Source organism: Sulfitobacter sp. NFXS29 (genome assembly GCF_040148765.1).
In the GTDB taxonomy this organism is placed as follows: domain Bacteria; phylum Pseudomonadota; class Alphaproteobacteria; order Rhodobacterales; family Rhodobacteraceae; genus Sulfitobacter.
Map to the genome: position 1 here is coordinate 83,494 of NZ_JAGDED010000008.1, position 21,873 is coordinate 105,366.

Below are 21,873 nucleotides of genomic sequence, written 5' to 3' on the forward strand. Positions count from 1 at the left end.
GCAAAAGCCAGCGCCCAAGAGGCACTTTTCGCGCCCCCCAGAGCATATTGCCGCCCGCGCCGCAATCCCGCATGGGGTCAATCTTGCGGCACACAGTCCGTATAGATCAGCGTCACCGCGTCACTGGCCCCCTCGTGCCAACCAAGGCGCGCACGGCCCTGATGTTCCCACCATTCATAGGATGACCCATCCGAGGGCCAGCCGTATCGCGCGCCAGAGCCGGAGGGCATGGTCTGCAAATGGATGAGCCGCCCTTCGACATAGAGCACCGCCGCAGCGGGATCGGCATCGGGGACATAGACCACCGGCACCGATACCCCACGGTCACAGAGATAGGTCACGGCGGTGGTCTCGGCCCCCGCGGGCGCGGTCCAGAGCAGCACGCAGAGGGCTGCCCTGATGCCAGTGCTCATTTGCCAGATTTCTCTTCGATCTCGGCGGCCAGCGCTTCGGCCCGTGCGGCGATCTCGGCCAGCGTGTCTTTGACGCCCTGCGGCACGACGGGCACTTCAATGCGCTCCGGCTCAATCTTGGTGTTGCGCAGGCTGGTCAACTCGGCCTCACGCTCGGCCAATTCGGCGCGCACTTCGGCGATGCGGTCTTCGACGCTGGCGGTTTTGTCGGCCAAAAGCAGACCGGCCATCAGCAGCATCCGCGCCTCGGGCATGCGGCCCACTTGATCGCTCAGCACGCGGGCTTCATCGTCCAGCATCTTGGCGGCGGCGTGCAGATAGCTCTCTTCACCTTCCTGACAGGCGACCTCGAACTGGCGGCCGCCAATGGTGATCCGTATTTCGGGCATCAGTCGGCCCCTCCTGACTTGGGTTCTTCTTCGGCGCGGTCATCCTCGGCGGGTGCTGCGGGTTCGGGCTCGCCGTCTTCGACCAGAGGTGCCAGTGCGGTCAACACGGCGTCAATCTCGGCCATTTCGATGGCGCGGGTGGCGCGCAGGCTTTCCAGCTCGGCAATAACGGCGGTGTCGATCAATTTGGGGTCGGCCAGCCCTTCGGCATTGGCCAAGCGCAGCTGTTCACAGGCCGCCGACAACTGCTCATTCGCCTGACGCAGACGCTGCACGTCCATATCAAGCTGGGTCACCCGGTCATTGTTGAATTCCATCTGATCGCGCAGGGCGGTCAATTCGTCCTGATGGCTTTCCTTCAAGGTTTTGACCCGGTCGGTCAGCTGAGCGTTGGCTTGCCGCTCGTCTTCCAGCGCCTGCACGATATCCTCATCCGGCTCGGCCGGGGCGGCGTTGAGCTGATCCAGCCCCTTCGCCATCCGGTCCATCGCGGCCGTGATGCGGCGTTGATATTCTTCAAGTTCACTCATCCGCATGAAGTCTCCTCGTTCGTCCTGCTCTATCGGCGGCGTTTTCGCCTGCCGTGCCCCGTGGCGGCGGCCCGTGATGGCTGCCATATTCGGCAGATAGCGCGCAGCCCACGCAATGTCACGCGCGCGAATCGCCCGGATCAGCCGGTTTCCGCAATCCTAGACAAAGCGCAGGCAAATTGCGCCCCCCCTTTCGTTTCAGCGACTTGAGGCGCAGAGTTCACCCCTGCCCGTGCCGCGCACCGCTTCTGGCGCCCGGTTGTGCTTGAACTTTGCCCGATCGCTGGTATGCACAGGCCCAATCTGCCACAGCCGCAAAGGAACGCCCCGTGGATCTGACAGCCCTCGCACGCGCAAACCCCGATCACTGGTCCAAGGCCACCGCCATTCGCGCGCTGACCCTCGATGCCGTCGCCGCCGCCAATTCGGGCCACTCCGGCATGCCGATGGGCATGGCCGATGTGGCAACCGTGCTTTTCGAAAAGCACCTCAAGTTTGACGCGGCGAACCCGCTTTGGCCTGATCGTGACCGGTTTATCCTGTCTGCGGGCCACGGCTCCATGCTGATCTACTCGTTGTTGCACCTGACGGGCTATGAGCAGTTCCCCATCGAAGAGCTGAAGAACTTCCGCCAGATGGGCGCGCGCACAGCCGGGCACCCGGAAAACTTCCTCGCCGACGCGATTGAGACCACCACCGGCCCGCTCGGCCAAGGCATCGCCAATTCGGTCGGTTTCGCCATGGCCGAAGAGATGCTGCGCGCGCAGTACGGGGCAAAGGTTGTGGATCACCACACCTACGTCATCGCGGGCGACGGCTGCTTGATGGAAGGCGTGAGCCAAGAGGCGATCACCCTCGCCGGCCGCCACAAACTGAGCAAGCTTATCGTGATGTGGGACAACAACAACATCACCATCGACGGCCCGGTGACCCTGTCGGACAACACCGATCAGGTCGCACGTTTCAAAGCCGCGCAGTGGCATGTGATCGAAATCGACGGCCACAACCCCGATGAGATCGACGCGGCCCTGACCGAGGCGAAAGCCACTGACCTGCCGACGATGATCGCCTGCAAGACCCATATCGCTCTGGGCCACGCGGCACAGGACACCTCAAAAGGCCACGGCGCTTTGACAGACGCCGACCAGATGGCCGAGGCCAAAAAGGCCTACGGTTGGACAACCGGCCCCTTCGAAGTGCCCGCTGACGTAAAATCCGCTTGGGAAGAGATCGGCAAACGCGGCGCCGACGCGCGTCGCGACTGGGAAGAGCGTTTCGACAAGATGCCCCGCGCCAAGCGCGAGACGTTTAACCGCGCCTTGGCTCTGGACGCTCCTAAAAAGATGAGCGCGACCGTCAAAGCCTTTAAAAAGCAGATCACCGAGAGCGCGCCCAAGATGGCGACCCGCGCGGCGAGCGAAAAAGCCCTCGAAGTGCTGAACCCGATCCTGCCCGAAACCGTCGGCGGCTCGGCGGACCTGACCGGCTCGAACAATACCAAGACCTCTGATCTGGGCGTCTTTGACGTGGACAACCGCGGCGGGCGCTATGTCTACTGGGGCATCCGCGAGCACGGCATGGCGGCGGCGATGAACGGCATGGCGCTGCACGGCGGTATCCGTCCCTATGGCGGCACCTTCATGTGTTTCACCGACTATGCGCGCCCGTCGATGCGTCTGGCGGCGCTGATGCAAATTCCCACGGCCTTTGTCATGACCCATGACAGTATCGGCCTTGGCGAAGATGGCCCGACCCACCAGCCGGTTGAGCATCTGGCGATCAGCCGTGCGACACCCAACACCTATGTCTTCCGCCCCGCCGACGCGGTGGAAACGGCTGAAGCTTGGGAAATCGCCTTCACCTCAAAAACCACGCCGTCGGTTCTGTCGCTGACCCGTCAGGGCCTGCCAACCGTGCGTCTTGAGCACAAGAACAACAACCTCACCGAAAAAGGCGCCTATGTCTTGGCCGATGCCGAGGGCAAGCGTCAGGTGATCCTGATCGCCACCGGTTCGGAAGTGCATGTGGCACTGGCCGCGCGTGATCTGCTTCAGGCCGAAGGCATCGGCACCCGCGTCGTCTCCATGCCTTGTATGGAGCTTTTCGCCGCGCAAGATGAAGCCTACCGCAAACGCGTACTGCCCGGTGGTGCTGTGCGTGTTGGTGTTGAAGCAGGCATGCGTCAGGGCTGGGACCAGTGGCTCTTTGGCGAGCGCGGCAAATACGGCAAGGCCGATTTCGTCGGCATGGACCGTTTCGGTGCCTCTGCCCCAGCCGAAGAGCTGTTCGAGCGGTTCGGCTTTACTGCTGAGAATGTCGCTCAGAAAGCCAAAGCACTGCTCTGAGCCGTGGATCATATGGCACGAAAAAAGGGGGCGACGGTTTATCCGTCGCCCCCTCTTCATTGTTCTACCCCCTAGCCTGTGTTTTACACGGCGGCCTTGTGAAAGACCTTGCGCCAAATCGGCGTGACGATCTTTTCCCCAATCGGGATTAGCACCAGACCAAGCGCCAGACCAAAGAGCCCATCAATCCCCGCCGTGGTGATCCATTCCACCGCCCCTTCGAACTGGGCCGGGACCGCGTGGCCGACGGTGACCGCGATGTCGTGGATCCAGTTGTAGGGCGCGGCAAAGCCCATCTGCTCCAACCCATGAATGATGATCGACCCGCCAACCCACAGCATGGCCGCCGTGCCAACAACGGTGAGCAGTTTCAGGAACCCCGGCATCCCGCGCACCAGCCCGCGGCCCACGCTGCGCGTCAGGCCAAACCGCCCCCGGTTCGCCATCACCAGCCCCAGATCATCCATTTTGACGATCAAAGCGACGGAGCCATAGACCGCGATAGTGATCATCACCGCCACCGCTGCCAGCGTGGCCGCTTCCATCCAAAAGTTACTCTCGGGGATCGCGGACAGGGCAATGGTCATGATCTCCGCCGAGAGGATAAAGTCGGTCTTGATCGCGCCTGCGGCCTTCTTCTCTTCCAGCTGTGCCGGGTCTTCGACCACCTTCTCCTTATCGGGATAATCCTCATGCCCGTGTCCCCAACCAAGCGCATGTGCAACCTTCTCGGCCCCCTCGAAACACAGGTAAGCCCCACCCAGCATCAGCAGCGGCGGGATCGCCCATGGCGCAAAATTCGCCAACAGCAGCCCCACTGGCAGCAGATACACCAATTTGTTGCGCAAAGACCCTTTGGTGATCCGCCAGATCACCGGCAGCTCACGTTCGGCCTTAAACCCATGCAGATACTTCGGCGTCACAGCCGCGTCGTCGATCACCGCACCCGCCGCCTTAGAGCCCGCCTTGGCCGCCTGCCCGATCACATCATCCACGCTTGCCGCCGCAACTTTGGCGATGGCCGCCACATCATCCACAAGTGCCAGTAAACCGCTCATTCCATGCCCCTTTTTGCGTGTTGCAACCGAAGTAGCATGTGCAGCCCATCTGGCAAGTCCGAAGCCGGGCCGACCTTTACCGCTAACATCCAGGTTTAACGCTAACATCCCGAAATCATTTGGTTTTGCCCCTTTCCCCTGCCTGCCTTGCACGGATATAGAACGCGCGACCCCGACATACGGCCTCCCTTCGCGCGGCCCGAGACAAGGAATGCACCATGACCATCAAAGTTGGCATCAACGGATTTGGCCGCATCGGCCGCTGCACCCTCAGCCATATCGCAGCCTCGGGGCGCGATGACATCGAAGTGATCAAGGTGAACGCCACCGGCCCGCTCAGCACCGCTGCGCATCTCATCAAATACGATTCCGTTCATGGCCGTTTCCCCGGCGAAGTCTCTGTCGACGGCGGCTATATGAACCTCGGCCAAAACGACATCGAGATGATGTCGAGCTACAACCTCGAAGAGCTGGACTGGTCCGGCTGTGACGTGGTTCTGGAATGCACCGGCAAGTTCAACGACGGCAACAAAGCCAACGTTCACCTCAAAAACGGTGCCAAGCGCGTCCTGCTCTCCGCGCCCGGCAAAAACGTCGATAAGACAATCGTCTACGGCGTGAATGATGACCAGCTGACCGCCTCCGACCGGATGATCTCAAACGGGTCTTGCACCACCAACTGCCTCGCGCCCCTGGCCAAAGTCATGCATGACGCCGTGGGCATCGAAAGCGGCCTGATGACGACGATCCACAGCTACACCGGCGACCAGCCGACGCTCGACCGCCGTCACGATGACCTCTACCGCGCCCGCGCCGCCGCCATGGCGCTGATCCCCACCTCCACTGGGGCTGCCAAAGCTCTGGGCGAAGTGCTTCCCGCGCTCAAAGGCAAACTCGACGGCACCGCCATGCGCGTGCCCACGCCCAACGTCAGTGCCGTTGACCTGACCTTCCAAGCCAGCCGCGACGTGACGGTGGAAGAGATCAACGCCGCCGCCCGCGCCGCCGCCGATGGCCCGATGAAACGTGTGCTGGCCTATGATCCCGAACAGAAAGTCAGCATCGACTTCAATCATACGGAGCAAAGCTGTATCTTCGCCCCCGACCAGACCATCGTCGTCGCAGGCCGCACCGTGCGCGTGCTCGGTTGGTATGACAACGAATGGGCCTTCTCGGTCCGCATGGCTGATGTGGCCGTGGCCATGGGCCAGTTGGGCTAAGGCTTGCACGGCGGGGGCGTGGCTGTAATATCAGGCCAACCCCGACCGGAGCCGCGCCATGACCAATTCCATCGCCATCGTGCTGGCCCTCGTCATCGCCGGGGCCATGATGGTTGACGTCTATGCCTATGGCGCGGACCATATGATCTATCTCGGCAAAAAGTTCTTTGAATTGATCGAATGGGTTGCCTTCTGGCGGTAAGGCCAACCGCGCCGCAAATCCGCTTTTTCTGTCCCATCGCAACCGGCATGCTATCGGTCACCGACCGCAAACTGGTCTCAACCGTTTTCAACCACGCCACCGATCAAACGGCGCTGCAACAAGGCAATCTGCTGCGTGTCTTAGCATGGTATGACAACGAAGGGGGCGTCTCCAACCGCATGCCGGCCCCGGCCGCTATCATAGCCGCCCAACGCCGCTGACGACAAAAAGGCGCGGTCGCTACTCACGCGCCACGCCCCTCCCCTTCATCCTTTTAAAAATACCGCGCAGAACCGCGCCGCACCCGGCCCGCTCTCCACTCCAGACGCTACTTCCGCGCGAAGCGCTCAATCAGCACTCCGTTCACCGCTGGGGTCACAAATTTGCTGACATCCCCATCAAGCCGCGCAATCTCTTTCACCAGTTTGCTGGCGATGGCCTGATGGGTGGCCTCGGCCATCAGAAAGACCGTCTCGATAGAATCGTCCAGCTGACGGTTCATCCCAACCATCTGGAACTCATATTCAAAATCCGACACGGCCCGCAGACCGCGCACGATGGTCTGCGCCCCGACATCGCGCGCACAGTCGATCAGCAGGTTCTCGAAAGGGTGCACCACGATCTCGACGCCGGTTTCCTCGGCCAATTGCACGCATTCCGCTTCGATCAGCGCGACACGTTCCTCAAGGCTAAAGAGCGGCCCCTTGTCGCGGTTGATCGCCACGCCGATCACCAGCCGGTCGACCATACGGGCGGCGCGGCGGATGATGTCGATATGCCCCAGCGTGATCGGGTCAAACGTACCGGGGTAGAGGGCTATGCGCATGTAATTGTCCTGCGTATCTGCTGCGTTGCGGCGCAGCCAAGCATTTCACCGCCGCAAGCGCAAGTCGGTTAGCGGTAGCACGGCCCCGCGGTCAGGCCGCAGGACCGCGGGGCCGTGCCCCCTGAAAATGCTTCAGTGGCCCATGATCATGCCTTCGAGGGCCTGTTTCTCCATCGAAAGCTCCTGCAACTGCGCCTTGACCACGTCGCCGAGAGAGATCAGCCCCACGAGTTCCCCGTCTTCCAGCACGGGCATATGGCGAAACCGTCCGTCGGTCATCTGTTGCAACACTGCGTCAGAGCGGTCGTCCCGGCTACAGGTCACCAGTTTGCGGGTCATAATGCTCTCAGCCGCCTGTTGCAGGCAGCCCGCGCCCGAACGGCCCAGTTCGCGCACGATGTCCCGCTCAGACAGAATCCCATCCGGCGTCTTGCCATCGGCCGAGATCACCAGCGTACCGATCCGCTTTTCAGCCAGCATCGCCGCTGCCTCAGAGATCGCCAATCCTGGTTTGGCCGTGACCACCTTGCCATCGGGCTTGGTCTTGAGAATCTGCGATACGAGCATCTGGCGCCTCCTTTGATGCAGGGCAAAGTCACCTCCAGCGTCACCGCGAAATCCTTTCCTGTCAAGCTTTTGGCGCAGTCTTCTGCGCGGCTTCGGCCTCCAGCCGGGCAGTCTCGGCCCGAAGCCCGGCGGCCAGCGCCTCGGCAAAAGCCGCCAGCCGGGCGTTGCGACGGTCGTCGGCATGGCGGATCAGGTAAAAGGCCCGCTTGAGACTGACGGCCCGCGTCAGGATGCGCCGCACGCCTTGGGTTGCGGCAAGCGAAAAGTCATGCGCGATGCCGATCCCGCCCCCCTGTTGGATCATCCGTACCTGAACGGAGACGGAATTTGACGCCAAGGCCACGCGGCTGATGCCGAGGTCGGCGAGGTAGTCCAACTCCCGATCAAAGATCATATCCGGGATATAGCCGACCATCCGGTGCCCTTGCAGATCGCCGACCGAGGTCACCTCGGGGTGGCGTGCGAGATAGCTTTCCGCCGCCGCGAGATGGAGGTGGTAATCCGTCACTTTCTGCACCACCAGCCGCCCCGCCGTGGGCGCGCTCACCCCGATCGCCATATCCGCCTCGCGCCGGGACAGGTTAAAGACGCGCGGCAATGCGATGATCTGCACATCCAGATCGGGATTTTTTGCTGCGATGGCCGCACAGACCTGCGGCAGCAGATAGTTCGCCGCCCCATCGGGCGCACCAACTCGGATCTGCCCCGAGAGTTGATCGCTTTGCACCGGCACCCCGGCGGTGGCAGCGCGCATCGCCTGCTCGGCCCGCTCGGCCCGCTGCATCAGGTCACTGCCAGCTTCGGTCAGCATATAGCCTTGGGGCGATTTGACGAAGAGAACGGTCTGCAGCGCCTTTTCCAACCGCGCCATGCGGCGGCCCAGCGTCGCCGGATCCAGCCGCAGCAGCTTGCCCGCGCCCGACAGGCTCTCTTCACGTGCTACGGCTAGAAACAACCGCAGGTCGTCCCAATTCTGATCCATTTCGCTGCCTTCCAGAGCTTTGCAAAAATGCAAGACGGTTTTGCCATCCTTCCTCTGTTCCATTGCTTTTTGCAAGGCTATCGTGCCGCCAACCATATGAGGAGACTGATCATGCAAGAGATGACCCATTACCTGAACGGCGAACACGTCAAAGGCACCTCCGGGCGCTTTGCCGATGTGATGAACCCCGCCACCGGCGAAGTGCAGGCCAAAGTGCCGCTTGCCAATGGCGACGAGCTGAACAAGGCCGTGGAATACGCCGCCGCCGCGCAGCCCGCTTGGGCCGCGACCAACCCGCAGCGCCGCGCGCGCGTGCTGATGAAATTCGTGGGCCTTCTGAACCGCGACATGGACAAGCTGGCCGAGGCGCTGAGCCGTGAGCACGGCAAGACCCTGCCCGACGCCGCCGGTGACGTGCAGCGTGGCCTCGAAGTGGTGGAATACTGCATCGGTGCGCCAGAACTGCTGAAAGGTGATTTCACCGACAGCGCTGGCCCCGGCATCGACATGTACTCCATGCGTCAGGCGCTTGGTGTGACTGCGGGCATCACGCCCTTCAACTTCCCCGCCATGATCCCAATGTGGATGTTTGCCCCGGCCATCGCTTGCGGCAACGCCTTTATCCTCAAGCCGTCCGAGCGTGACCCCTCCGTGCCACTGATGCTGGCCGAACTGCTCGAAGAAGCCGGTCTGCCCAAGGGCATCATTCAGGTTGTGAACGGCGACAAAGAAGCCGTCGACGCGATCCTGAACCATGACGTGATCCAGTCGGTTGGCTTCGTGGGTTCGACCCCGATCGCTGAATACATTTACGCAACCGGCTGTGCCAACGGCAAGCGCGTGCAGTGTTTCGGTGGCGCCAAGAACCACATGATCATCATGCCCGACGCGGACATGGACCAAGCCGCCGACGCGCTGATCGGTGCGGGCTACGGTGCTGCTGGCGAACGCTGCATGGCGATCTCCGTGGCTGTGCCGGTGGGTGATGATACTGCCGACCGTCTGATCGAAAAGCTGGTGCCGCGCATCGAGAGCCTGAAGGTCGGCCCCTACACCTCCGGCAATGACGTGGATTACGGCCCCGTCGTGACCGCAGCCGCCAAAGCCAATATCGAGCGTCTGGTTCAGACCGGCATCGATCAGGGCGCGGAACTGGTCGTCGACGGGCGTGACTTCAAACTGCAAGGTTATGAGGACGGCTACTTCGTCGGTCCGCACCTGTTTGACCGCGCGACCAAGGACATGGACATCTACAAGCAGGAAATCTTTGGCCCCGTGCTGACCTGTGTGCGCGCCCAGACCTATGAAGAAGCCATCGGCCTTGCCATGGACCACGAGTACGGCAACGGCACCGCGATCTACACCCGCGATGGTGATGCGGCGCGTGACTTCGCCAACCGGATTAACGTCGGCATGGTCGGCATCAACGTCCCGATCCCGGTGCCGCTGGCCTATCACACCTTCGGCGGCTGGAAGAAATCCGTCTTTGGCGATTTGAACCAGCACGGCCCGGATGCGTTCAAGTTCTACACCCGCACCAAGACCGTGACGGCCCGCTGGCCGTCGGGCATCAAAGAGGGTGGCGAGTTCTCCATTCCAGTGATGGAGTAAATCATCACGCCGGCTGCCCCCGCGGCAGTCGGCCCTAAACAACGGGGCCAGCGCCATGCAAAAAGAATTCACCATCGGAATTGAAGAGGAGTATCTTCTGGTCGACAAGGATTCACTGGCGCTGGCTGACACTCCCGAAGGGCTGATGGAAGATTGCCGCAAGGACCTTGGCGATCAGGTCAGCCCAGAGATGCTGCTTTGCCAAATCGAGATCGGCTCGAAGCCCTGCAACAATGTGACCGAGGCCCGCGATGACCTGCGCCGCCTGCGCAGCACCATCGCCAAACATGCCGCCAAACATAATATCGCCCCCATCGCCGTGTCCTGCCATCCGTTCTCGGATTGGAAAAACCAAGAGATCACCCACAAGGAACGCTACGCCAAGATCGAAAGCGAGTTGGAAAACATTGCCCGCCGGATGCTGAGCTGCGGGATGCATGTCCATGTGGGCATTGAGGGCGATGACCTGCGCATCGATCTGATGCCGCAGTTCGCTTATTTCCTGCCCCACTTGCTCGCACTCTCGGCCTCGTCGCCCTATTGGCAGGGCGAAGACACCGGGCTGGCGTCTTACCGTCTTGCGGTGATGGAGAGCATGCCCCGCACGGGGCTGCCGCCCTTGTTGCATAGTTGGGGCGAGTATGAGCGCAGCACACAGGCGTTGATCGACCTCGATATCATCCCCGACCAGTCGAAAATCTGGTGGGATCTGCGCCCATCGACCAATTACCCGACGCTGGAAAGCCGCATCTGCGATGTGCAGCCGCGCTTGTCACACGCGCTTGGGCTGGCGGGGCTGACACAGTCTCTCGCCCGTTTCCTGCTGCGCCTGCGCGACAGCAACCTGCGCTGGCGCGAATATGATCGCTTCCTGATCGAGGAAAACCGCTGGCGCGCGCAGCGCTACGGCGTGAACGAGACGCTGATCGATTTCGGGGGGCCGACGCTCAAACCCTTCGACCAGATGTTCGAGGAAATCATCGGCCTCATCGCCGAAGACGCCGAGGCGCTCGGGTGTCTCGATGAGGTCTGCGCCCTGCGCGACGTGGTGAAACAGGGCACATCCGCCGACCGTCAGCGCAAAGTCTGGGCTGAAGCGCCCGAGGGCAAGGGCGGCGAGACAGTCGTGCGCCATCTGATCGAGGAATACCACGCCGATCTGTGACGCTTGTTGCGGCACCTTTCGGCTGATAGAATTAAACAAGTGTTCAGTTCCAAGGACACATGACTTCAGGGAGGAGCCGCGATGGATTTCGCATTGAACGAGGAACAGACCGCCATTTTCGATATGGCCCATGCATTCGGGCAGGAGAATATCGCGCCCCACGCCCACCAATGGGAGAAAGACGGCACCATCCCCAAAGAGCTTTGGCCAGAGGTCGGCGCATTGGGGTTCGGCGGGCTTTATGTCTCTGAAGAGACCGGCGGCGCGGGGCTCACACGTCTTGATGCCACGCTGGTCTTTGAGGCGCTGTCGATGGCCTGCCCCTCGGTCGCGGCGTTCCTGTCGATCCACAACATGTGCGCCAAGATGCTCGACACCTTTGCCAGTGACGAGATGAAAGAGCGCGTGATGCCCAAGGTGCTCACGATGGAAACCGTACTCTCCTACTGCCTGACCGAACCGGGATCCGGTTCGGACGCGGCGGCGCTCAAGACCCGCTGCGCGCGCACAAACAACGGCTACACGCTGAACGGCACCAAGGCTTTCATCTCGGGCGGGGGCTATTCGGATGCCTATGTCACCATGGTGCGTACGTCGGATGACGGCGCTAAGGGTGTCTCGACCGTCTATGTCGAGGATGGCACGCCCGGGCTCAGCTTCGGCGGGCTGGAAGACAAGATGGGCTGGCGCAGCCAACCGACGGCGTTGGTGCAGTTTGATGACTGCAAGATCGGCGCGGAGAACCTTGTTGGCGAAGAGGGCAAGGGCTTCAAATACGCGATGGCCGGCCTCGACGGTGGGCGGCTGAACATCTCGGCCTGCTCGCTCGGGGCCGCGCAGACTGCGCTGACCAAGACGCTGGAGTACATGGGCGACCGCAAAGCCTTTGGCCAGAGCATCGACCAGTTCCAAGGGCTGCAATTCCGCCTTGCCGATATGGAGATCGAATTGCAGGCCGCGCGTACCTTCCTGCGCCAAGCGGCGTGGAAGCTCGACACCGGCGCGCCGGATGCGACCAAGTTCTGCGCCATGGCCAAGAAATTCGTGACCGAAACTGGCAGCAAGGTCGTCGACCAATGTCTGCAGTTGCACGGCGGCTATGGCTACCTCGCCGACTACGGGATCGAGAAACTGGTCCGCGACCTGCGGGTGCACCAGATCCTTGAGGGCACGAATGAGATCATGCGCGTGATCGTTGCCCGCGACATGCTCAAGAACCGCTGAGGCCCCCATGAGTGATATCCACATCCGCAAAACCGGCCGCGCCGGACGCATCACGCTGACGCGCCCCAAAGCGCTGAACGCACTGAGCTACGACATGTGCATCGCCATCGAAAAGGCGATCGACGACTGGCGCGATGACCCCGAGGTCGCCGTGATCGTGCAGGATGCCGAGGGTGAAAAAGCCTTCTGCGCGGGCGGTGACGTGGCGCAGCTCTACCAAACGGGCAAGGATGGGGATTTCGAGTTCGCCCGCCGTTTTTGGGCCGATGAATACCGGCTTAATAACGAACTGCACGGCTTTCCCAAGCCGGTGATCTCCTTCATGCAGGGCTTCACCATGGGCGGCGGGGTCGGCATCGGCTGCCACGGCTCGCACCGCGTCGTGGGCGAGAGCAGCAAGATCGCCATGCCCGAATGCGGCATCGGTCTGGTGCCCGACGTGGGCGGCACACTGCTGCTGGCACAGGCACCGGGACGGATGGGCGAATACCTTGGCCTCACCGGCGCGCGGATGGGCGCAGGTGACGTGCTCCACGCCGGTTTCGCGGATTATTTTATCGCGCAAGCCGAATGGCCCGATCTTATCGCGCAATTGGAAGAGAACGGTGATCCCTTCATCCTCGACCGCGCGGCAAGCACCCCGCCCCCGTCCACGCTGGCAGAGGTTCAGGAGGAGGTGGACCGCCTGTTTCATGCCGAAAGCCTCAGTGAAATCGACGCGGCGCTTGCGATGTCCGACAGCGGTTTCGCCGCAGAGACACTAAAAACCCTGCGCCGCAACTCCCCCCTGTCGATGGCCTGCACGCTAGAGATGCTGCGCCGTCTGCGCGGCCCCGGTATCGGCATGGTCCCGGCACTGGAACAGGAATACCGCTTTACCGCGCGGTCACTGGAAAAAGGCGATTTCATCGAAGGTGTGCGCGCCGCGATCATCGACAAGGACCGCAGCCCCAATTGGCAACACGCCGCCGGGGACGTGCCGCAGGCCGATATCGACGCCATGCTCGCCCCCTTGGGCGACAACGAATTGAAGTTGGAGGAAAATTCATGAGCAATCTTACAATCGGTTTCATCGGTCTGGGCAATATGGGCGGGCCCATGGCCGCCAATCTCGCCGCCGCTGGTCATACCGTGCGCGGCAACGACGTGGCCGGCACCACCGCCGAAGGGGTCGCCGAGGCCAAGACCATCGCCGAGGCGGTCGGGGATGCCGATGTGGTCATCACCATGCTGCCCAACGGCGCAATCCTGCGCCAAGTGGCCGAAGAAGCGGTCGCCCATATGGCACCGGGCGCGCTGCTGATCGATTGCTCCACCGTCGACGTGGAAAGCGCGCGTTTCGCGGCAGAGGCCGCGCAGAAGGCCGGGTTGCTCTTTGTGGATGCCCCCGTCTCTGGCGGGATCGGCGGCGCGCAGGGTGGCACGCTCACCTTCATGGCGGGCGGCGCGGAAGCGGCCTTTGAAAAGGCCAAACCGCTGTTCGACATCATGGGTCAGAAAGCCGTTCATTGCGGCGATGCGGGCGCCGGCCAAGCGGCGAAAATCTGCAACAACATGATCCTTGGCGCTACGATGATCGCCACCTGCGAAGCCTTTGCACTGGCTGACAAACTGGGCCTTGATCGCGAACGGATGTTCGATGTGGTCAGCACGTCTTCGGGCTATTCTTGGTCGATGAACGCCTATTGCCCGGCCCCTGGCGTCGGCCCCCAATCGCCTGCCGACAACGACTACAAACCGGGGTTCGCGGCAGAGCTGATGCTCAAAGATCTGGGGCTGTCCCAACAGGCCGCGGAAATGGCCAATGCCGACACGCCGATGGGTGCGCTGGCCAAGGAACTCTACACCCGTTTCGTCGAGGAAGAAGGCGGCAAGGGCAAAGACTTCTCCGCCATGCTGCCCCGTTTTGAGCAGCGCGGCTGGCAAGGTTAAGCCGACCGCCCCCCACGCGGGAACGACCTGACCCGAGCAGGCGTTGGCTTCAGAATGACCCCATCTGAGGAGATCACCTGATGCGACGCCTGCTCATTACCACAATCCTGACCACCGCCTGCGCGACCGGCCCGCTGGCCGCCGCCGGAACCGGCTTTGCTCCGGCCCAGCCCGCGGTTGCCTTTGACAGCAGCGGCCCTGAAACGCTTTGGCTCGCCAAAGACGACAAGGGCGATAAGGGCAAAGACAAGAAAGACAAAAAGGCCAAGAAGAAGGACAAGCAGGAGAAGAAGGCCGAGAAGAAGAGAGAAAAGCGCGAGAAAAAGGCCGAGAAGCACAAAGAGAGGAAGGCCGAGAAAGATAAGAAAGACGATAAGATCGAGATCAAAATCAACGGTGACAAGGTCAAGATCAAAGGCGATGACGTCAAACTGCCCAAGGGCATGGACCGCGCCGAGTTTGATGAACGCGTGACCCGCTTTACGCAGGACCGCGAGACTGTGGTCACCCGTCTTTTGAACACCCCGGCGCCCGAAGGGCGTGACATGGCCGCTATCCTCGGTGCGGCGGCGCTTGCCCTGGCCGCGCCTGAATTGAACGCATCCGCCCTGCCCGAGGACGAGCTGATTACCTATCGCAACTGCCCCCCCGGTCTGGCCAAGAAAGACCCGCCCTGCGTGCCCCCCGGGCTGGCAAAACAGGGCGTGACCTATGAACAATGGGCCAGCTATTCCGACGATGAGCTGGACACTCTGCTGGAAGAGCGCCGCCAACCCTATCTTGAAGCCGATCCGCTGACGGAACGCGAGTTGCTCCTACTGGAGTCTAACCAGATCGCACAGCTCTACAGCCTTGATGCCGCGCCTGCTGGTCACCGCTACGCGCTGATCGATGGCCAGCCGGTGCTGCTGAGCAACGAAGATCACACCGCTCTGCTGCGCATTAACGAATTGGCACGGGTGCCCACTATTGGCTCAGGCGTGAACATCGCACCGACCGCCGCGCTGACGCAGGCGGACCTGATCAATCTCTACCGTCTGGCCGAGCCGGAAGAAGGCTATAACTACGCGGTCCTGAACGGTCAGGTGATCTCTCTTCGCGATAGCGCCTATGAGACGCTGCAACTGATCCGCATCGCCCGCGCCGTGTTGTAAGGACACGCCGCTGCAGGCCAAGCCAACCAAGTGGCGGCGGTTATTCCGCCGCCACTTTTGTTTGCTTATATAGCATCGGCTTGAGGTATTTGCCGGTATAGCTTTCGGCCACATCCGCGACCTTTTCCGGCGTGCCCGTCGCCACAACCCGGCCACCGCCGTCACCGCCCTCAGGGCCGATATCGATAATATGATCGGCGGTTTTCACCACATCGAGGTTGTGCTCAATCACAACCACGGAATTGCCCTGATCGACCAATTCGTGCAGCACTTCCAACAGCTTGCGCACGTCTTCGAAATGCAGGCCCGTTGTCGGTTCATCAAGGATATAAAGCGTGCGCCCGGTGGAGCGCTTGCTCAATTCCTTGCTGAGCTTCACCCGCTGCGCCTCACCGCCCGACAGAGTCGTGGCCTGCTGACCGACCTTGATATAACCCAGCCCCACACGCATCAGCGCGTCCATCTTTTCACGGATCGACGGCACGGCAGCAAAGAAGCTCTGCGCATCTTCCACCGTCATATCAAGCACATCGGCGATGCTCTTACCCTTGAACCTCACCTCCAGCGTCTCGCGGTTGTAGCGCGCGCCTTTGCAGGTCTCGCATTCCACGTAAACGTCCGGGAGGAAGTGCATCTCGATCTTGATGACCCCGTCGCCCTGACAGGCCTCGCAACGCCCGCCTTTGACGTTGAAAGAGAAACGCCCGGGCTTATAGCCGCGCTCTTTCGCTTCCGGCAAACCGGCGAACCAATCCCGGATCGGCGTGAAGGCCCCGGTGTAAGTCGCTGGGTTCGAACGCGGAGTCCGACCAATGGGCCGCTGGTCAATGTCGATGACCTTGTCGAGATGTTCCAACCCTTTGATGGTCTGACAGGGCGCAGGCGTCTGCCGCGCGCCGTTCAGGTTCATCGAAGCGGTTTTGAACAGGGTTTCAATCGTAAGGGTAGATTTGCCGCCCCCCGATACGCCCGTAACACAAACGAATTTGCCCAGCGGAAAATCCACAGTCACATTCTGCAAGTTGTTGCCAGTGGCCTTTACGACCTGCAGCTTCTTCTTGTTCCCCTTGCGCCGCTTGGCCGGGACCGAGATTTCACGAGCGCCTGTAAGATACTGACCAGTAACAGAATTCGGATCATTCGCCACCTGTTCTGGCGTGCCGTGGCTCACCACTTGCCCGCCGTGAACCCCAGCACCCGGCCCGATGTCGAACACATAATCGGCCTCGCGGATGGCCTCTTCGTCATGCTCTACAACGATTACCGTATTCCCCTGATCGCGCAGGTTCTTCAAGGTATCCAGCAATCGGTCATTATCGCGCTGATGCAGCCCGATCGACGGTTCATCAAGCACGTAAAGCACGCCCGTCAGGCCAGAGCCAATCTGGCTTGCCAAACGGATACGCTGGCTCTCGCCACCACTTAAAGTGCCACTTGAACGTGACATCGTAAGATATTCTAGACCCACGTTATTTAGAAATCCAAGACGTTCCCGAATTTCCTTCAGAATGGCCTTCGCGATCTCATTCTTCTGCGGGGTCAGATGGTCTGGGACGGCCTTGCACCAGTCAAAGGCTTCACGGATCGACATCTCCACCACCTTACCGACGTGGAGCAATTCGTTCTCATTGCCAGTCGTGGGGCCAATCCGTACCGCAAGCGCTTCGGGCCTCAGACGATAGCCGCCACAGGTGCCACAGGGACGGTTGTTTTGATAGCGCTCAAACTCCTCGCGGACCCAATTGCTGTCCGTTTCGCGGTAGCGGCGCTGCATATTGGGGATCACCCCCTCGAACACGCGCTTGACCTCATAAACGCGCCCGCCTTCGTCATAGCGGAAGGTAATCTCTTCCTTGCCGGAACCACGAAGGAACACTTCTTGCACCTTCTCAGGCAGGTCTTTCCAGCGGGTCTTTTGGTCAAAATTATAATGTTTCGCAATGGCTTCGATGGTTTGTTTAAAGTAAGGGGACTTCCCCTTACGCCAAGGCGCCAAGGCCCCGTCATAGATTTTCAAGTTCTGGTCCGGCACCACCAAACGCTCGTCGAAAAAGAGCTCGACCCCAAGGCCATCACATGAGGGGCAAGCCCCAAACGGCGCGTTGAAAGAGAACAACCGCGGTTCAATCTCGGGAATGGTGAAACCACTGACAGGGCAGGCAAATTTCTCCGAAAATGTATGACGCTCTGGCTCGCCTTCACTGGGCGCGGTTTCGAGAATGGCGATGCCATCGGCAAGATCGAGCGCCGTGCGCAGCGAATCTGCCAGTCGCGTTTCCAGCCCTTCGCGCACCACGATCCGGTCGACGACAACATCGATGTCATGGCGGAATTTCTTATCCAACGTCGGCGGCTCATCCAGATCGTAGAATTCACCGTTCACCTTGACTCGTTGAAAGCCTTGCTTGCGCAACTCAATGAACTCTTTGCGATATTCACCTTTGCGGTCGCGAATAATCGGCGCCAGCAGATAGGCCCGCGTGCCCTCTTCCATGGTCATGATCCGGTCGACCATGTCCTGCACCTGCTGGGCTTCGATCGGTTTGCCGGTGGCCGGGCTATAGGGGGTGCCGACGCGGGCGAACAACAGCCGCAGATAGTCGTAAATCTCGGTCACCGTGCCGACGGTGGATCGAGGGTTCTTTGAGGTGGTCTTCTGTTCGATTGAAATCGCAGGGCTGAGACCGGAAATGTGATCCACATCCGGTTTCTGCATCATATCAAGGAACTGCCGCGCATAGGCCGACAGTGATTCCACATAGCGCCGCTGCCCTTCGGCATAGATCGTGTCGAAGGCAAGGCTCGACTTGCCCGAGCCGGAAAGCCCGGTAATTACAACCAGTTGGTCACGCGGAATATCCACGTCGATGTTCTTTAGATTGTGCTCGCGCGCGCCGCGCACTTCGATGTTCTTCAGCTCAGCCATGACATGCCCCTCTTAACGGTTTGTACATAGGTGCTGATGCAGTGTTTTCCAACGGAAAAGTGAGAACTAAACAGGAACGCGCCGACTGCGACGTCGGGCCGCACCAAGGAGGAGATGTGCCACCAGCCCCATAACAAAGGCCCCACCCGCCAATAACGGCAAGGCCGCGCCGCCAAAGCTCGCCAGGCCGAACGCCATAACCGGGGTGCCCAGACTGTTTCCAAGGTTCCCCATTTGCGCCACCGCACCGTTTGCCTGCGCCTGCGCGGCGGGTCCGTTATTAAGTTGCGCGACCGCGGTAAAGCTTGCGCCTTGAATCAGCCCCATGGCGCCAGCCAGTGCCAAACAGGCCAAGGGCGCGCCGGGCGCGAGCCAGAGCCAAAGCATGGAAAGGGCGGAAAGAGCAAAGCCAGTTTGCACTACAGAGACCGCCGGTAGACGGCGGAGCAATGCGACGCCGATGGTCATCGAGACCGCGATGCTAGTGAGCGGCATGGCGGCCATGGTGGGCGCGCGCCATGCTTCCGGAAGGTAGGGCGGCAAGACAGTGAGGATGGAAACGAAACTGAATGTATAGAACAGCCACCCCGCCGCCGGGGCGGAAAGGAAGGGAGATCGGTAGATCGCGACGTGATCACGCAGTATCTGCGGCAAAGAGAATGGCGGCTGAGGGCCCTCTTCCGGCAGGCTGCGCAAGCTGCCGGAAAGCACCAGCGCGCAGCCCGCCATATAGATTGCGTGGACAGCGAAAAGCGCAGGCACGCCCCATGTCAGCGCAAGAGGGCGGCCTATGAGGGTCAAGATCGCGAAAGCCACGCCAAAGAAGGTGCCCCAGAGGGTCAGAGTAAACCCACGGTCCTTTACCGTACTGAGCTGCGCAATCAACGTCGGCGCAGCAACGACGATGGCCAGATGCGACAGCCCTTCGACCACGCGGCTGGCCAGCATCCAACCGAAACCCGGCAGTAGCGCCTGAAAGGCCGATACGGCCGCGCCCAGCCACAGGGCAAATAGCAGCGCACGACGATAGCGGATACGGGCGACCACCAGCCCCGCCACAACGCCAAGGAGGATACCGACACCGCCCACCATTGAAACCAAGAAGCCCAGCGACGCTCCGGCCTGCGGATAGATCTTTGGCAGCAGGTCGAAGATGACGCTCATCTTACCATATTGGGCCGCCGCCCCCAGACCCGCGGCCCAAAGCGCGAAAACGCGCGGAAAGGAGGTTTCGTCAGCCATCGGCTCTCATTTCTTCTGGGCCAGCGCCCAAGCGCACAGCAGCATTTTCGGATCGTTAGCCAGGTCATCCGTGTTTTTATCGAAACTCGGCGGCCAGTCGGGTTCAAGATTGCGGGCGGTGGCGGCACGGTTGCTCCATTGTCGCGCGATGCCCCGGCTCCCGTCGAAGAGGGCTTCGAACAGCAGCTTCTTCAGCCCCCGTGCGAACCACCCCGAATTATCATTGGGGGCCGCATGAAAGGGGATGAAAAACAGCACCGCGATCCAGAAGTACCCGCCCGCTCTGAGCATCTGTCGCACATGGACGAGCGCCGTATAGGGCCGGTTGAGATGTCCCCAGACCTGATTGGCGGGGATCAGATCAAACTGCCGCACGGTTTTGGGATCGATAAATGGACCTGCGCAGATGTCGTAGGTCGGGTTGCCAAACTGGGTATAGCTTTTAAACGCGAAGCGCTTGCCGAACCTGCCAAAGATTTCGGCGGTATCCAGCGTCGCGGGGTTCAAACGGCCAATCAGCCGACGGCTGCTGCGGTGCATGACGACACGGTTAAGGCTGACCACGACATGGCTCCCGACGGCTTGGCCAAATTGCGGCGGGGCGGGGCGCGGTAAATGCACCCTGCCCCGCCCGCTTTACATGTGAATCACGCGGTCAAAGGCGTCGAGCACGGATTCGTGCATCATTTCGCTGAGTGTTGGATGCGGGAAGACGGTGTTCATCAGGTCTTCTTCGGTGGTCTCCAACTGACGGCCCACAACGTAGCCTTGGATCAGCTCGGTCACCTCGGCCCCGACCATATGCGCGCCCAGAAGTTCGCCTGTCTTGGCATCAAAGATGGTTTTCACCAGCCCTTCCGGCTCACCCAAGGCCACGGCCTTGCCATTGCCGATGAAGGGGAAGCGACCAACCTTGATGTCATAGCCTTGCTCTTTGGCCTTCGCCTCGGTCAGGCCGACAGAGGCGACCTGCGGGTGGCAATAGGTGCAACCGGCGATGCTTTCGGGTTTGACTGGATGTGGTTTCTGGCCCGCGATAAGTTCGGCAACCATCACCCCTTCATGGCTCGCTTTATGCGCAAGCCACGGCGCACCGGCGATGTCGCCGATGGCATAGAGCCCGTCGACACCTGTGCGGCAATATTCATCCGTCACCACATGGGTCCGGTCAACTTTGACGCCAAGTTCTTCCAGCCCCAGCCCTTCAGTATTGCCGACGATGCCAACCGCAGAGATCACGGTATCGAACTCAAGTTTTTCGATTTTGCCGTCACGTTCGATATGGGCGGTAACCTTGTCGTCCGCACGGTCGAGTTTCTTGACCGTGGCCTTTTGCATGATGGTCATGCCCTGTTTCTCGAACGCCTTCTTGGCGAATTTAGAGATTTCTTCATCTTCTACTGGCAAAACACGGTCCATCACCTCGACCACGGTCGTGTCAGCGCCGAGTGTGTTATAGAAGCTAGCAAATTCGATCCCGATGGCGCCGGAGCCGATGACCAGCAGCTTCTTGGGGTCATGGACGGGCTGCAAGGCGTGGCGGTAGGTCCAGACGCGCTTGCCATCCGCCTCGAGCCCCGGCAGTTCACGGGCGCGGGCGCCGGTTGCCAAAACGATGTTCTTGGCCGTCAACTCTTCGCTGCTCTTGTCGGTTTTGACAGAGACCTTGCCCTTTGCCGGGATCGAGGCTTCACCCATGAAGACGTCGACTTTGTTCTTCTTCAGCAGGTGTTTGACCCCGCCTTCCATCTGCTTGGCGACGCCACGCGAGCGTTGGACCACCGCCTCGAGATCATAGTCGATCTTATCCGCTGCCAGACCAAAGTCCTTGGCGCGGTGCATCAGGTGAAACACTTCGGCAGAGCGCAGCAGCGCCTTGGTGGGGATACAGCCCCAGTTGAGGCAGATGCCGCCCAGATTTTCCCGCTCAACAACCGCGACCTTCAGGCCAAGCTGTGCGCCACGGATGGCGGCGACATAGCCGCCCGGCCCCGCACCGATCACGATCAGATCAAAGGATTTGGCAGCCATGGCAAGGACCTCGCGTTAGGGTTTGCAAATATAGTTTACCGCTAAACCATATTTGC

20 protein-coding genes are annotated in these 21,873 nt (G+C 60.9%); 9 read left to right on the forward strand and 11 right to left on the reverse strand.

The window, feature by feature from the left end:
- Positions 1 to 77 precede the first annotated feature (77 nt).
- Genes J3456_RS13405 through J3456_RS13415 form a run of 3 tightly spaced genes read right to left on the reverse strand, consistent with a single transcriptional unit; the run spans position 78 to position 1,332 of the window.
- Positions 78 to 413: an MliC family protein gene (locus J3456_RS13405; RefSeq protein ID WP_349580664.1), complete on the reverse strand. Its 336-nt coding sequence runs from the start codon at positions 411 to 413 to the stop codon at positions 78 to 80.
- Entirely contained in the window at positions 410 to 802 is a 393-nt protein-coding gene (locus J3456_RS13410) for a cell division protein ZapA (RefSeq protein WP_067629152.1), read from the reverse strand. Before J3456_RS13410 ends, J3456_RS13405 begins: the two co-directional genes overlap by 4 nt.
- Positions 802 to 1,332: a hypothetical protein gene (locus J3456_RS13415; protein WP_259943871.1), complete on the reverse strand. Its 531-nt coding sequence runs from the start codon at positions 1,330 to 1,332 to the stop codon at positions 802 to 804. Before J3456_RS13415 ends, J3456_RS13410 begins: the two co-directional genes overlap by 1 nt.
- A 329-nt stretch (positions 1,333 to 1,661) precedes the next feature.
- Between J3456_RS13415 and tkt the strand changes: the two genes are divergently transcribed.
- Positions 1,662 to 3,677 (forward strand): transketolase, encoded by a 2,016-nt coding sequence (gene tkt / locus J3456_RS13420; RefSeq protein ID WP_349580665.1) that lies wholly within the window; start codon positions 1,662 to 1,664, stop codon positions 3,675 to 3,677.
- Positions 3,678 to 3,760: 83 nt separating this feature from the next.
- On the opposite strand, the gene J3456_RS13425 is transcribed toward tkt, so the two are convergent.
- Positions 3,761 to 4,735, reverse strand: coding sequence for a DUF808 domain-containing protein (locus tag J3456_RS13425; RefSeq protein ID WP_349580666.1), 975 nt, complete (start codon positions 4,733 to 4,735; stop codon positions 3,761 to 3,763).
- A 218-nt stretch (positions 4,736 to 4,953) separates the two neighbouring features.
- Between J3456_RS13425 and gap the strand changes: the two genes are divergently transcribed.
- Positions 4,954 to 5,955, forward strand: a complete 1,002-nt coding sequence (gene gap, locus J3456_RS13430; RefSeq protein WP_120350902.1) for a type I glyceraldehyde-3-phosphate dehydrogenase — start codon at positions 4,954 to 4,956, stop codon at positions 5,953 to 5,955.
- 58 nt (positions 5,956 to 6,013) lie between these two features.
- Positions 6,014 to 6,157: a hypothetical protein gene (locus J3456_RS13435; protein WP_349580667.1), complete on the forward strand. Its 144-nt coding sequence runs from the start codon at positions 6,014 to 6,016 to the stop codon at positions 6,155 to 6,157.
- A 328-nt stretch (positions 6,158 to 6,485) separates the two neighbouring features.
- Here J3456_RS13435 and coaD read toward each other — a convergent pair whose 3' ends face one another.
- From coaD to J3456_RS13455, 3 genes are all read right to left on the reverse strand, one after another.
- The gene (gene coaD / locus J3456_RS13445; protein WP_349580668.1) at positions 6,486 to 6,983 is read right to left on the reverse strand and encodes a pantetheine-phosphate adenylyltransferase; all 498 of its coding nucleotides are present in this window, start codon (positions 6,981 to 6,983) and stop codon (positions 6,486 to 6,488) included.
- A 132-nt stretch (positions 6,984 to 7,115) separates the two neighbouring features.
- Positions 7,116 to 7,550, reverse strand: coding sequence for a CBS domain-containing protein (locus J3456_RS13450; RefSeq protein WP_067941819.1), 435 nt, complete (start codon positions 7,548 to 7,550; stop codon positions 7,116 to 7,118).
- Positions 7,551 to 7,611: 61 nt separating this feature from the next.
- A complete protein-coding gene (locus tag J3456_RS13455) occupies positions 7,612 to 8,532 on the reverse strand; it encodes a LysR family transcriptional regulator (RefSeq protein WP_349580670.1) in 921 nt (306 codons plus the stop codon).
- A gap of 111 nt (positions 8,533 to 8,643) precedes the next feature.
- Between J3456_RS13455 and J3456_RS13460 the strand changes: the two genes are divergently transcribed.
- The 6 genes from J3456_RS13460 to J3456_RS13485 all read left to right on the forward strand — a co-directional run bounded on the left by J3456_RS13460 (position 8,644) and on the right by J3456_RS13485 (position 15,618).
- On the forward strand, positions 8,644 to 10,143 hold the full coding sequence (locus J3456_RS13460) for a CoA-acylating methylmalonate-semialdehyde dehydrogenase (RefSeq protein ID WP_349580671.1): 1,500 nt from the start codon (positions 8,644 to 8,646) through the stop codon (positions 10,141 to 10,143).
- Between the two features lie 55 nt (positions 10,144 to 10,198).
- Positions 10,199 to 11,308 (forward strand): carboxylate-amine ligase, encoded by a 1,110-nt coding sequence (locus J3456_RS13465; protein WP_349580672.1) that lies wholly within the window; start codon positions 10,199 to 10,201, stop codon positions 11,306 to 11,308.
- Between the two features lie 81 nt (positions 11,309 to 11,389).
- Positions 11,390 to 12,532, forward strand: a complete 1,143-nt coding sequence (locus J3456_RS13470) for an acyl-CoA dehydrogenase family protein (RefSeq protein WP_349580673.1) — start codon at positions 11,390 to 11,392, stop codon at positions 12,530 to 12,532.
- A 7-nt stretch (positions 12,533 to 12,539) separates the two neighbouring features.
- Positions 12,540 to 13,583: an enoyl-CoA hydratase/isomerase family protein gene (locus tag J3456_RS13475; protein WP_349580674.1), complete on the forward strand. Its 1,044-nt coding sequence runs from the start codon at positions 12,540 to 12,542 to the stop codon at positions 13,581 to 13,583.
- A complete protein-coding gene (mmsB, locus tag J3456_RS13480; protein WP_502989506.1) occupies positions 13,559 to 14,464 on the forward strand; it encodes a 3-hydroxyisobutyrate dehydrogenase in 906 nt (301 codons plus the stop codon). The genes J3456_RS13475 and mmsB overlap by 25 nt, the downstream gene beginning before the upstream one ends.
- Before the next feature lie 80 nt (positions 14,465 to 14,544).
- Positions 14,545 to 15,618 carry a transketolase gene (locus J3456_RS13485; protein WP_349580676.1) on the forward strand — a complete coding sequence of 358 codons (1,074 nt, stop codon included), beginning with the start codon at positions 14,545 to 14,547 and terminating at the stop codon, positions 15,616 to 15,618.
- 40 nt (positions 15,619 to 15,658) lie between these two features.
- Here J3456_RS13485 and uvrA read toward each other — a convergent pair whose 3' ends face one another.
- The 4 genes from uvrA to lpdA all read right to left on the reverse strand — a co-directional run bounded on the left by uvrA (position 15,659) and on the right by lpdA (position 21,817).
- Positions 15,659 to 18,544 (reverse strand): excinuclease ABC subunit UvrA, encoded by a 2,886-nt coding sequence (gene uvrA / locus J3456_RS13490; RefSeq protein WP_349580677.1) that lies wholly within the window; start codon positions 18,542 to 18,544, stop codon positions 15,659 to 15,661.
- 66 nt (positions 18,545 to 18,610) lie between these two features.
- On the reverse strand, positions 18,611 to 19,786 hold the full coding sequence (locus J3456_RS13495) for an MFS transporter (protein WP_349580678.1): 1,176 nt from the start codon (positions 19,784 to 19,786) through the stop codon (positions 18,611 to 18,613).
- A gap of 6 nt (positions 19,787 to 19,792) precedes the next feature.
- On the reverse strand, positions 19,793 to 20,350 hold the full coding sequence (locus tag J3456_RS13500; protein ID WP_349580679.1) for a class I SAM-dependent methyltransferase: 558 nt from the start codon (positions 20,348 to 20,350) through the stop codon (positions 19,793 to 19,795).
- Between the two features lie 72 nt (positions 20,351 to 20,422).
- Complete coding sequence (gene lpdA, locus J3456_RS13505; protein WP_349580681.1) at positions 20,423 to 21,817, reverse strand: dihydrolipoyl dehydrogenase; 1,395 nt, start codon at positions 21,815 to 21,817, stop codon at positions 20,423 to 20,425.
- Between the last annotated feature and the right edge of the window lie 56 nt (positions 21,818 to 21,873).

Bases quoted from the DNA above. Each gene is read 5' to 3' on its own strand.
- J3456_RS13405 (WP_349580664.1), bottom strand. From the start codon at position 413: ATGAGCACTGGCATCAGGGCAGCCCTCTGCGTGCTGCTCTGGACCGCG.
- J3456_RS13410 (WP_067629152.1), bottom strand. From the start codon at position 802: ATGCCCGAAATACGGATCACCATTGGCGGCCGCCAGTTCGAGGTCGCC.
- J3456_RS13415 (WP_259943871.1), bottom strand. From the start codon at position 1,332: ATGAGTGAACTTGAAGAATATCAACGCCGCATCACGGCCGCGATGGAC.
- J3456_RS13425 (WP_349580666.1), bottom strand. From the start codon at position 4,735: ATGAGCGGTTTACTGGCACTTGTGGATGATGTGGCGGCCATCGCCAAA.
- gap (WP_120350902.1), top strand. From the start codon at position 4,954: ATGACCATCAAAGTTGGCATCAACGGATTTGGCCGCATCGGCCGCTGC.
- J3456_RS13435 (WP_349580667.1), top strand. From the start codon at position 6,014: ATGACCAATTCCATCGCCATCGTGCTGGCCCTCGTCATCGCCGGGGCC.
- coaD (WP_349580668.1), bottom strand. From the start codon at position 6,983: ATGCGCATAGCCCTCTACCCCGGTACGTTTGACCCGATCACGCTGGGG.
- J3456_RS13450 (WP_067941819.1), bottom strand. From the start codon at position 7,550: ATGCTCGTATCGCAGATTCTCAAGACCAAGCCCGATGGCAAGGTGGTC.
- J3456_RS13455 (WP_349580670.1), bottom strand. From the start codon at position 8,532: ATGGATCAGAATTGGGACGACCTGCGGTTGTTTCTAGCCGTAGCACGT.
- J3456_RS13460 (WP_349580671.1), top strand. From the start codon at position 8,644: ATGCAAGAGATGACCCATTACCTGAACGGCGAACACGTCAAAGGCACC.
- J3456_RS13465 (WP_349580672.1), top strand. From the start codon at position 10,199: ATGCAAAAAGAATTCACCATCGGAATTGAAGAGGAGTATCTTCTGGTC.
- J3456_RS13470 (WP_349580673.1), top strand. From the start codon at position 11,390: ATGGATTTCGCATTGAACGAGGAACAGACCGCCATTTTCGATATGGCC.
- J3456_RS13475 (WP_349580674.1), top strand. From the start codon at position 12,540: ATGAGTGATATCCACATCCGCAAAACCGGCCGCGCCGGACGCATCACG.
- J3456_RS13485 (WP_349580676.1), top strand. From the start codon at position 14,545: ATGCGACGCCTGCTCATTACCACAATCCTGACCACCGCCTGCGCGACC.
- uvrA (WP_349580677.1), bottom strand. From the start codon at position 18,544: ATGGCTGAGCTGAAGAACATCGAAGTGCGCGGCGCGCGCGAGCACAAT.
- J3456_RS13495 (WP_349580678.1), bottom strand. From the start codon at position 19,786: ATGGCTGACGAAACCTCCTTTCCGCGCGTTTTCGCGCTTTGGGCCGCG.
- lpdA (WP_349580681.1), bottom strand. From the start codon at position 21,817: ATGGCTGCCAAATCCTTTGATCTGATCGTGATCGGTGCGGGGCCGGGC.